The sequence below is a fragment of the Ectothiorhodospira variabilis genome, assembly GCF_022227625.1.
Classification (GTDB): Bacteria; Pseudomonadota; Gammaproteobacteria; order Ectothiorhodospirales; family Ectothiorhodospiraceae; genus Ectothiorhodospira; species Ectothiorhodospira haloalkaliphila.
Genome location: NZ_JAJNAO010000015.1, coordinates 1 through 11,805 on the forward strand (window position 1 = coordinate 1; position 11,805 = coordinate 11,805).

At 53.7% G+C, this 11,805-nt stretch carries 7 protein-coding genes; 6 read left to right on the plus strand and 1 reads right to left on the minus strand.

Going from position 1 to position 11,805, the window contains the following annotated elements:
- Positions 1–101: 101 nt before the first annotated feature.
- Positions 102–2,960 (minus strand): excinuclease ABC subunit UvrA, encoded by a 2,859-nt coding sequence (uvrA, locus tag LPW30_RS13010; protein WP_026623674.1) that lies wholly within the window; start codon positions 2,958–2,960, stop codon positions 102–104.
- Between the two features lie 213 nt (positions 2,961–3,173).
- Here uvrA and ssb point away from each other — a divergent pair, with 213 nt between their 5' ends.
- From ssb to LPW30_RS13040, 6 genes are all read left to right on the plus strand, one after another.
- Positions 3,174–3,680: a single-stranded DNA-binding protein gene (ssb, locus tag LPW30_RS13015; protein WP_238624053.1), complete on the plus strand. Its 507-nt coding sequence runs from the start codon at positions 3,174–3,176 to the stop codon at positions 3,678–3,680.
- Positions 3,681–3,833: 153 nt separating this feature from the next.
- Positions 3,834–5,090, plus strand: a complete 1,257-nt coding sequence (locus LPW30_RS13020) for a tyrosine-type recombinase/integrase (RefSeq protein ID WP_239681078.1) — start codon at positions 3,834–3,836, stop codon at positions 5,088–5,090.
- 67 nt (positions 5,091–5,157) lie between these two features.
- Positions 5,158–6,645: a site-specific integrase gene (locus LPW30_RS13025; protein WP_274521689.1), complete on the plus strand. Its 1,488-nt coding sequence runs from the start codon at positions 5,158–5,160 to the stop codon at positions 6,643–6,645.
- Positions 6,638–8,674: a hypothetical protein gene (locus LPW30_RS13030; protein WP_239681080.1), complete on the plus strand. Its 2,037-nt coding sequence runs from the start codon at positions 6,638–6,640 to the stop codon at positions 8,672–8,674. Before LPW30_RS13025 ends, LPW30_RS13030 begins: the two co-directional genes overlap by 8 nt.
- 692 nt (positions 8,675–9,366) lie before the next feature.
- Positions 9,367–9,834 (plus strand): hypothetical protein, encoded by a 468-nt coding sequence (locus tag LPW30_RS13035; RefSeq protein ID WP_239681081.1) that lies wholly within the window; start codon positions 9,367–9,369, stop codon positions 9,832–9,834.
- A gap of 1,376 nt (positions 9,835–11,210) precedes the next feature.
- Positions 11,211–11,753, plus strand: coding sequence for a hypothetical protein (locus LPW30_RS13040; protein ID WP_239681082.1), 543 nt, complete (start codon positions 11,211–11,213; stop codon positions 11,751–11,753).
- Positions 11,754–11,805 lie beyond the last annotated feature (52 nt).

Genomic DNA, 11,805 nt, shown 5'->3' on the forward strand with positions numbered 1-11,805 from the left:
TGTGAAAACCCCGATCGGTCACCCGGTCGGGGTTTTTTTTGCCCGGCGTTCGGGGATGCCCAAAGCCTGGGGGCGCTGCGCGGGAGCGACTGGGACGGCCGCTAACCCCCGGTGGAGGAAACCGCTGGCGAATCGCTCATGCCTAGCATCGGTGCCAGGAATCTGCCCGTATGCGACACAGGCACTGCAGCGACCGCCTCCGGCGTCCCCGTGGCAATGATCTCGCCGCCGCCGGAGCCGCCTTCAGGGCCCAGGTCGATGAGCCAGTCGGCGGTCTTGATCACGTCCAGATTGTGCTCGATGACCACCACAGTGTTGCCGTGATCCCGAAGGCGATGCAGTACCTTGAGCAGTTGATCCACGTCCTCGAAGTGCAGGCCGGTGGTGGGTTCGTCCAGAATGTACAGGGTGCGGCCGGTGTCCCGTTTGGAGAGCTCCCGGGCCAGTTTCACCCGTTGGGCCTCGCCACCTGATAGGGTGGTGGCGTTCTGTCCCAGTTGGACGTAGGAGAGCCCCACGTCCATCAGTGTGTCCAGCTTGCGTTTGACCACCGGGACGGCTTCAAAGAAGTCCACGGCCTCCTCCACGGTCATCTCCAGCACTTCGTGGATGTTCTTGCCCTTGTAGCGCACATCCAGGGTTTCGCGGTTGTAGCGCTTGCCCCGGCAGATGTCGCAGGGCACGTAGACGTCGGGCAGGAAGTGCATTTCCACCTTGATGACGCCGTCTCCCTGGCAGGCCTCGCAGCGTCCACCGCGGACGTTGAATGAAAACCGGCCGGGTGCGTAGCCGCGGGAACGGGCCTCCTGGGTGCCGGCGAAGAGTTCGCGAATGGGGGTGAACAGGCCGGTATAGGTGGCCGGGTTGGAGCGCGGGGTGCGACCGATGGGGCTTTGGTCGATGTCCACCACCTTGTCCAGGTATTCCGCCCCCTCCACGCGCTCGTAGGGCGCCGGTTGTTCGCCCGCCTTGTTGATCCGCAAGGCCATGAGCCGATACAGGGTGTCGTTGATCAGGGTGGATTTCCCGGAGCCGGATACCCCGGTAACGCAGGTGAGCAGGCCTACCGGGACGTCCATGTCCACGTTTCGCAGGTTGTTGCCCCGGGCGCCGATGATGCGCAGCAGGCGCTCCGGGTCCACCGGGTGTCTTTGGGTCGGGACTTCAATGCGTCGGCGCCCGCTCAGATACTGACCCGTGAGGGACTGTTCTGTCTGGCTCACCTGTGCGGGTGTGCCCTGGGCCACCACGCGGCCTCCGTGGCGTCCGGCGCCCGGACCCATGTCCACCACGTGGTCGGCGCGCCGGATGGCGTCCTCGTCGTGTTCCACCACCAGGACGGTGTTGCCCAGGTCCCGCAGGTAGGTGAGGGTGTTGAGCAATCTTTCGTTATCCCGTTGGTGCAGTCCGATGGACGGTTCGTCCAGGATGTACATCACGCCCACCAGACCAGCACCGATCTGCGAGGCCAGGCGGATGCGCTGGGCCTCGCCTCCAGAGAGGGTGTCGGCGGAGCGGTCCAGGGTGAGGTAGTCCAGGCCCACGTTCACCAGGAAGTTCAAGCGCGCCACGATCTCCTTGACGATCTTGTCGGCGATCTGTCCCTGCTTGCCTGGCAGGGACAGTTCCGTGAAGAAACTGTGGGCATCGCCGATGGGAAGCGCGGTGATCTGGGGGAGGGTGCGGTCGTCCACGAAGACGTTGCGTGCGGCCTGGTTCAAGCGGGTGCCCTGGCAGGCGGGACAAGGATGCATGGACCGGTACTTGGCCAGTTCCTCCCGAACGGCGCTGGAATCGGTTTCCCGGTAGCGGCGCTGCAGATTGGGGATGATGCCCTCGAATGCATGTTCGGATCGGGAGCGGCGGCCCCGTTCGTTGGCGTACTCGAAATGGATCTTTTCCCGGCCGCTGCCGTGGAGCACCACCTGGCGGACTTCGTCGGGCAGTTCCTCGAACGGGGTTTCAATGTCAAAGCCGTAATGGGCCGCCAGGGACTGGATGAGCTGGAAGTAGTAGGCGTTGCGCCGGTCCCAGCCGCGCACGGCGCCGCCGGCCAGACTCAGTTCCGGATGAGCCACCACGCGCTCCGGGTCGAAGAACTGCTGCACGCCCAGCCCATCGCAGGTGGGGCAGGCGCCCACCGGGTTGTTGAAGGAGAACATGCGCGGCTCCATCTCCTGGATGGCATAGCCGCAATGGGCGCAGGCGAACTGGGAGGAGAACACCAGCGGTGCGCGTTTCGGGTCGTCCAGCCAGGCCACCAGGGCCAGGCCCTCGGAGAGGTTCAGGGCGGTTTCCAGGGACTCGGCCAGGCGCAGGCCGATGTCTTCTCTTACCCGGAACCGATCCACCACCACTTCGATGGTGTGCTTGCGCCGTGGCTCCAGGCTGGGCGGGTCGTCCAGTTCGATGAGTTCTCCATCAATCCGGGCCCGCAGATAGCCCTGGGCCCGCAAGCCTTCCAGCACGTTCAGGTGTTCGCCCTTGCGTTCCTGCACCACCGGGGCCAGCAGCATCAGTTTGTCGCCTTCCGGGAGCGCCAGGATCTGATCCACCATCTGACTCACCGTCTGTGCCTCCAGGGTGGTGCCATGCTCCGGGCAACGGGGCGTGCCGGCCCGGGCGAACAGCAGGCGCAGGTAGTCGTAGATCTCGGTGATGGTGCCCACGGTGGAACGCGGGTTGTGGGAGGTTGTCTTCTGTTCGATGGAAATGGCCGGGGAGAGCCCCTCGATGTGGTCCACATCCGGCTTTTCCATCATGGACAGGAACTGCCGCGCATAGGCCGACAGGGACTCCACATAGCGTCGCTGCCCCTCGGCGAACAGGGTGTCGAAGGCGAGCGAGGACTTGCCCGATCCGGACACGCCGGTGATGACGATGAGACGGTCTCGGGGAAGCACCAGGTCCACACTCTGAAGATTGTGGGTCCGGGCGCCGCGGATGATGATCTGTTCCATGGAGTGATCGCTTCGAGGGGGCGGAAGGAGTGGATCCACCCCAGTGACAGATTGCAGGCAAACGACTAATGTAACATGATCCCCGCCCCCCAAGCCGTCCCGGCACAGGGGATCCGTGGGTCGGGGAGTGCGTCCGGCATCACGGATGATCCGGGCATCAGGGAATGATTCGAATCGATTTGAAATGGACCCAATGAGGCGTTAGGAGCGAACATGGCAAGAGGTATCAATAAAGTCATCCTGGTGGGCAACCTGGGGAATGACCCGGAAGTGAAATACATGCCCAGTGGCTCGGCGGTGGCCAATGTGAGCATCGCCACCACGGATCGCTGGAAGGACAAGCAGAGCGGCGAGATGCAGGATCGCACCGAGTGGCACCGGGTGGTGTTCTTCGGTCGTCTGGCGGAGATCGCCGGGGAGTACCTGCGCAAGGGCTCCCAGGTGTATGTGGAGGGCCGCTTGCAAACGCGCAAATGGCAGACCCAGGACGGTCAGGATCGTTACAGCACCGAGATCGTGGCCAACGAGATGCAGATGCTCGGTGGCCGGGGTGGCAGTGGAGGCGGTAGCTCCAGTGGCTTCGATTCCAGCGGCGGCCAGTGGGACCAGAGCCCACCCCGTGACCAGGGCGGTCCCGGATCATCCGGGGGGCAGTCCTCGGGTCAATCGTCCGGCTCGCGCCCCGGGCCCAGTGATTTTGATGACGATATACCCTTCTAGGATTTACCTGAGTCATAATCTGTAAATAATCTAACATAAGGCCCTGTTGTACAGGGCCTTTTCTTTTTCTTTCCTCAAAATCCGTAAAAATTTCGCTTGCGTAATTGTCCGCATAAGTGTACCTTGACTTTTTGTCAAGTTTGAGGAGCGGTCATGACGATATGTTATCAAGTAACTAGATTCGTCATGGACAGTGGTGAACGCTATTGCCTGCTCAAGGAGCAGGCTACTTGCCTGCCCTTGTACTATCCCAATCTATATCTACTGACCCAGCTCCGTAATCGAAGCGTTGCATTTGCGACAATCGAAGCCGAAGCGGCACACTTAGCGGTATTTCATCGCTACCTGATTCGTCGAGGCATAAACCTGGATGAGCGTATATCCACTGGGATGTTGCTCAGGGACTTCGAGCTAGAAGACCTCTATCACTTCACGCAAAGAAAGGCGCTCAAGGTTTCAACTGATGTGCTCGATAATTCGCTGTTCATGCTTGAAGAGTTAGAGGAATCGACCGACCCAGTCGGGAGCAGTACTCATTACGCGAGACTTACGGCAACTGCCAACTACATACAGTGGCTCGCTAGGCATCTATTGGAGAACCCTCCGAAAGATTACGCAGAGCAGATTAGTTCGATCTGTAATCAAATAAAAGAACGACGCCCTAGCCGTAAAAATAGAAATCGCAACGGCTTGGGAAAATCGCTAACCGATGAACAGATAGATCTTTTGTTTGAAGTAATGCGGCCAGGAGCCGAGCTCAACCCATTCACTGTCTCAGTGCAAAAGAGAAACCGATTAATCGTCCTCTTGTTATTTCATCTAGGGATCCGAGGTGGGGAGTTGCTGAATCTGCGCATACGCGACATTGATTTTAGTGCCAATCAGCTCAAAGTCGTGCGTAGAGCCGACGAGACTGGTGATGCCAGAACAAGAGAGCCAAATACGAAAACGCTAGGCCGAGTATTACCCTTGGGTGATGTGTTAGCTAAGGAGCTTCATGATTATATTGTGAATGAACGCCGCAAAGTTCCTCATGCTAAAAGCAATGACTACCTCATTATTACACACAAGGAGGGACCTACTCAGGGGGCACCAATATCAAAGGCTGCCTACTACAAGGTTATAGCAGTGGTTCGATCGGTATCTCCTCAATTATACGAGATGTCGGGCCATATGTTCCGACATACATGGAACCGGAAGTTTTCGGAAAAAATGGACGAGATGGATTCGCCAATGTCTCCTGAACGCCAAGAGCAGGTAAGATCGTTTTTGATGGGCTGGAAAGAGGGTTCAAATACGGCATCTCTCTATAATCGTAGGTTTGCTGAGCAAAAGGCACACGAAGCCGCATTGGATATGCAGAAAACGAGTGGTGTTCGTGTCCCCCGGGGATTGGCCGATGAAAAGTAATAGTTTGCCTGTGGTGTCTTCTATAGGAAGTCATCGTATTCACGCGAGAGCCGACGGGTACACGTTTATGCTGCTAGACGATAAATGGGTCTTGAGTAAGAACGTGTCCATTCATGTGCGTTTGGTCGCTGACCTTCTTGAGGAGAATGCCCGGCTAGGCTTTCTCAAGACACTTGCTCATTACGCCTCCAGCCTTTCTGCTGCACATGCGGAAAACAATTTCATGCGTTTTTACCATATGCTTCGATCCACGGGAGCGTCGGAACTTAACGATAAAGTTTTAATAAATTATCGATCTTCCCTTAATTCCGAAAATGAATGGTACCTCGGAGTTATTCGCGGATTTCTAAGGCGCTGGTATAAGATGGGCTTTCCCGGAGTTAGTAACGACCTAATACGACTCTTGGACGGCTGGAGGTTGCGAGGTAATCGGAAAGGCGACGCCATCAAACGGAAGGACCCCAGTAGCGGCGCCTTAACAGATATCGAGCTACAGGCATTCAATGAGGGTGCAGTATGCGCATTCGAGCGTAACTTGATATCCCTTTCGGAGCTAGCGATGAGCTTGGTGGTGAGCAACACCGGACGTCGCCCAGGTCAAATTTCACATCTAAAGATCGTGGACATTGTGGAGGGCAAAAACGCCAAAGATGAGCGGAGCTATCTGCTAAACATCCCACGAGGTAAACAGGGGGATGGGTTTCGTGCGGGCTTCAAGGCCTTTGCGGTGACTGAGGATCTCTGGGCAATCCTGTCGGCGCAAGCGAGAAATTCCATAGAACAAACGAAAGCTCTGCTCGGCTTTGATCTCCAGGAGGTGGACCGCAAACAGATACCATTATTTCCGGATCTTGCGGCCATGAAGTTAGTGACTTCCCCAAAAGAGCTACGCGAACTGCTTGGAACCGACAAGCTTCACATTGCAGCAGCAGAGATAACTGACGTGCTGCAGTTCGTCGCTGAGGCAGGAGATGTTGTGTCAGAGCGTACGGGCGAGCCGCTCCGAATCAACGCACGGCGGTTTCGGTATACAACCGGCACACGTGCAGCGCGGGAAGGATTCGGTGAGCTCGTGATTGCGGAGCTCCTTGACCATTCAGATACTCAAAATGCCGGAGTCTACGTTAAGAATATACCCGAGCATGTTAAGCGTCTTGACGAGGCCATAGGCTACCAGCTAGCTCCACTGGCTCAGGCCTTCGCTGGCGTGCTCGTCGACTCTGAAAGGGAGGCAAAACGTGGAAGCGACCCAGCCAGCAGAGTCCGTACTGAGGCAGGCCACGGAATAGGGACATGCGGCGAGCTTGGCTTTTGTGGTGCGAATGTGCCAGTACCATGCTATACATGCATGCATTTTCAGCCCTGGATGGACGCGCCTCATAACGAAGTCTATCAACACCTGATTAGTGAGCGCGAACGGCTAATAGACGTAACTGGGGACATGCAGGTGGCAGCAGTTCTGGATCGGAGCATCATTGCGGTTGCTGAGGTGATTCAGCGCTGCGAGCAGCGACGCGAGGAACTGGCTAAAAGTGGGATGGCTGATTATGACTAAGGTGCTTCAGTTCAAACCAAAAGCAGAACTGTCCGCTGGAGAAAACCTGAGTTCATTTATCTGGACATGTCGTAACGATCTAACAGTGTTTGGCGTGGACCTCGATTGGAGTTCACCCGTGTGGCCAAACGTGACAGTATTCGCAAAGCTGGGGGTTACCACGCGCAAGCCTCAGAATCATCAGTTAATGGACTCCGGGTTTAGCGATTTTGCGAAAGCTTATTTTAGATATCAGCAAGGGCAAAAGCCGACGGGAACGAAGAACGAATCGAAGGCATTAAGGGCGATCGAAGCCGCGTTGCTGCAGGTAACCGGAACTGCCGATATTAATAAACTCTCATTTGCTGTACTTGATGAGGCGGCCATGCTTGCCAAGCGGCATTACTCTGCGGGTGCAGCCTATCATTGTGGTCGGGAAATTGAGCGGCTAGCCGATTTTGTCAATGATCACCGGTTGGTTCGTCCGTCAGTCAAGGGTTGGAGGTCGCCGATTAAGCGTCCTGACGACAAGAACAAGACCGGGAGTGCGGGTAGGGCCGAACGTGAAAAAAAATTACCAAACAATATCGCATTGAATGCTTTGGCGGAAATATTTGCAACCAACCCAAGTCATCCCCGAGATATCTTTACGACGTCAACATTTGCGATGCTGATGTCTGCGCCGTCACGCATAACAGAGCTCTTATCTCTTCCTGTGGATTGTGAGGTCATCGAGTGTGACCGAGATGGAGTCGAACGATACGGCTGGCGTTTTTTCTCCGGGAAAGGATTCGATGGTGATATCAAATGGATTCCGACTACTATGGTGCCAATTGCTAAGGAAGCAGTTAGTCGGATGACCCGTCTCTCCGAGAACGCGCGTCGACTTGCGAAGTGGATAGAAGAAAATCCAACAGATTTCTATCGCCACCCTGGATGTCCAAATAAGACTGATGATGAACGATTAACAATGGCGGAAACGGCTTTGGCGCTGGGGGCTGTTAATGGTGACGTTAATGCGGCGAAGGCCTTACTATATAGACGAGGGCTCTCATGTGAGGATGGCGCTCATACCTTGAGGGGGCTATGGATGCATATCATGGAAAGATTGCCATTGGATTTTCCTTGGTTTGATAAAAAGAGGGGCATTAAGTACAGCGAAGCCCTCTTTGCACTGAACAAAAATCAGCTTGCTACAGGAAAGTGTTGCCTGTCGTTCGAGCTTCATAAGCCGACAAATAACTTTTTCAATAATGATCTGTCTCCTCGAGAATCTTTGGGAACCGATGGGCATCGTAGCATTTTTGATCGCTATGGCTACAAGGATGAAGATGGTAGCCGGCTTAAGCTTCGGTCCCATCAAGCAAGGCACCTACTGAACACGATCGCACAGCGAGGAGGCCTATCGAATCTAGAGATTGCGAAATGGTCTGGGCGGGCTGACGTTAGACAAAATCGTACATACAATCACATGACTGAGTACGAATTGGTCGGAATGGCAGAATGTATGGATGTTTCAAAGGAGCTATTTGGCCCAGCCGGAGAGGTATTAAAACATCTTCCGGTTACTACCCAGGAATTCAATACTTTGGAACGTGCCGCAGTACATGTGACGGAGTTTGGCTATTGTGTGCATGACTATACGATGAGCCCATGTGAGAAGTATCGGGATTGTTTGAACTGTACGGAGCAGGTTTGTGTGAAGGGGAATACTGAAAATCTCACGCGTATTAAGGCACGTCTTGAGAGAGTAGAGGACCTTTACAGTCGCGCAAAAGATGCGGTGGAGCAAGGGGATATGGGTGCAGACCGCTGGTATCAATATCACCAGAAGACAGTTGCTCGACTTCGGGAGTTGGTCTCAATACTGGAGAGCCCAAGCATAGAAGATGGTGCGCAAATAAAGTTAAGAGGTAATGATTTTACTCAATTTCGGCGGGTGGCCGAGAAGAAATCAAAGGATGTGAATGAGGTTCAATGCGAGGAGGCCGCCATGCTGCAAGATGTAATGAGAGCACTAGGAGGTGGATTTGGCAAAACACTTAAGTAGTCGGGATATAGAGGCTATTATTAGCCTCATTCATGGATGGACGGATAAAAAGCTAACGTGGGATGCGATTTGTGAGGCGGCAGAGCCATTGGTGGGTAAGAGGCCCACAAGGCAATCTCTGAATGCCCATGATGAGATAACAACCGCATATAAGGTCGTAAAGAAAGGGTTGAGAGAAGACGGGCCTAGGAGGCCGCGCTTTGGGAGCTTGAAGATAGCGGCTGATCGGGTATCTAAGCTAGAGCGTGAGCGGGATCAATTGAAAGAAGAAAATAGGCTGTATAAGCAGCAGTTTGTTATCTGGCAATATAATGCATATAAGTATGGGCTTAAAGAGCACCAATTGAATGAGCCCCTACCTATGATTGATCGGGAGCGTGATGATGGAACTAAGCGTTAACCTTGATTTGCCTAGCGCTTAGCTTACCGTGTCGTCGCTTGCCTGCGTGAGGGGCCGTGAAAGAGAAAGAGGTAAGGACATGAGGCATATTTCTTGTTTGAAGCTTAGTAGGCGTACTGGCGTTTTTTTGTTTGGGTGCCTGTCGCTATTTCCCATGACTTTAGCAGCATCTGGGGGAGGTGAGACCAGTCGGAACTATTGGGCAGCAGCCGAGGTGTCAGATCGTAGTTATGCTGGAGTAGAGCGGTTTTCTCAACGCATATTCGTTAAGCCAGGCCTTTCGAGGGTGGAGGTGGAGCAGGCGTTGGAGGAAGCTGCCGTCGAGCTTTACGAAGAGATGAATGCAGATGCGGTGGTGATCTTCGCATACCAGGAGGGGGATAATCACATGGTGTCCTTTACTGTGGGCAAAGCGACATACGCCCCCGGTGGGAATTGGGCGAATGCAGGGTCATCAAGGGAGGTCGAGTTGCGTCTAGAAGTTGCTGAAGGCTATTTTTCAAGGGGTGATTCCGTTAATGATAGTGGAAGTGATGTAACGTTGCATAATGACCGTGGGAAGATCGGGCTGTCACTCTCGCCTGAGAATTGGGGTGACGATTGGATCATAATCTGGATTCCATCGGGTACAAAAGCGAGTATCGTCGATACATATGAGGCGCAACTAACAGCGAGTCATCAATTGGTGCGATATCGAGTGCGTCTTGAGAAAGGAGGGGAAGAGTATGACGGATGGGTTCATGAGTGGGATATACGTTGATTATCATGTCAAGTGTCTTTTCAAGTATGAGCGTTACTCGCAGGACTATTGTCGTACCTTATTGTCTGGTGGCGCTATCGTTATTGAGGTTAGGCACGGCATAGCCTTCGCGTGAGGTGATATCGCACTTGGTTGAGCCAAGATATTCAACGCTCACGAATCCATGCAAAAGGACGAGAAGTAAGACTACAATGAATGGGGTGTTGAGAAGGAAATGCAGTGAGTGGCTGGGCAAGTGGAGCCTGTCTCATCGCTTGACCGCATCGAGTAATCGGCTGACGGTTTGATCAAGTGTAAGGGCTTGCGCCTTGGCCAAGGAGCGTAACCGGGAGGCCGACCCCCGACTAAGAGCGATTTTCGTTAGCTGTTGACGTGAATGTTCAGCTTGGCGCATGGCAGCTCGATAACGCTGCCAGCCCAACACAGTAGGTCAGCGGGAAAGCCAATCCACAATCGCCTGGGCGGTAATGGTACTGATGCCCTCAAAAGCCGCGCGTGCTTCTTGGAGGTCTCCAACTGCCTTATCCGCATCAGGCGCATTGAGCGGCCGAGCCCAGTACCCATGAGCCCGCATGGCTCCTGTCCAGCCTCGTAAGCCTACTCGTCGTGGCCGCGCCATATCGTTCGTGTCAATTGAATGCGTTAGGTGCTAACATCAGAATTCGACTTTTATGGGTTCTCAAGCTCAAGGGTTAGTTGAGTTTTTTAGAGGCAGTCTCGTCCCGCTGGCGGGGTGTAGCCCCCGTCTCTCGCCAAGTGTCACACGACAACGCAGGAATAACAGCCACTCCGATACAGTAAAACAGCATCATATGCGTGTGGCTCTCCTGATGTTATCTGCTGAAGGCGGTGGCGATTCGGCTGGATTTCCATGGGGGTGTCAATCCGTGAAATAATACGCCAAGTGCGCTAGCCTCCGTTTCATGAGATGATCAGTATCGAGTGTGAGGCATGGACACCGATAGCCATGGCGAGTCGTAGGTTATTGATGCTGCAGCCAAAGAAAACAGCAGTGTGTATATCGTAATTACATGCTGGGTAGATTACGAAACCTTCAAGCGAAGCCTTCCGATGCAACGATAGTAGTATGGCAAACTCATCTTGATGGCGAGTTTGCGCATGGGGCGGGTGATGGTTGAAACGGATTTAGTGATGTCGCATATAAGTAAGACTTTTCCAGCCTGGGAAACGAATATGGGTTCTAATGTGCTGTTAGGGCGTAAAGGTGACCCCATGACTAGAAAAATATTGGCCTGATCGGCATGTGGCGGAAGTGGCTGTGCACATCAAGAGGCTGAAAGAGACGCTTGCTTCCTGCGCGCATGAGCCTCCGCGTTAGAGGCGTTTTTATCAACATCTTGGGAGGAGGGGGGGAATTGAAGCAGTTTCTCAGGTTTCAGATTTCTGGACTGACATTCATGCTCTGGCTGGTTGTTTTCGGAGTTGGTGGGCGGACTGAGGGATTTCCTGATCTAGTGAAAACTCTATATGGTGAAGCAGAAAACGTAAAGATATTGGCCGGAGTCGTGGCGGCTCTTCCGGTCGGAGTTTTAATCCATCAATTCTCTGTGCTCTTCAAAAATTGCGTGGTTGGGCGTTTCTGGAGCGCATTTAGTGATTATCCTGAATATATTGATTTTTCTGATAGAGCTGAACAGAAAAAATACTATTTGGATAAAATTAGCAACCTAAATTCCTTCTACTATGTTAGAGTTGATAATGGAATTTTGGCCCCGTTTCTTGCGTGGTTTGTGGGTAGCGTGCTGGTCGGAGGTGAAGTTGCTCAATACTTAATATATACTGCAATTCTCACAGCGATTGTTACTTTAGCTTATATCCCTAGAATTCATTTAGAAATGCAGTGTCTACAGAATATGCTCGCCAAGTCAGGTTCGTTAGATGCATCGAAAAAGGCCTAACCAACCGCGCTTACCAGGCGTAGTGTTCGCTGCATCACGACTCGAAAGACGC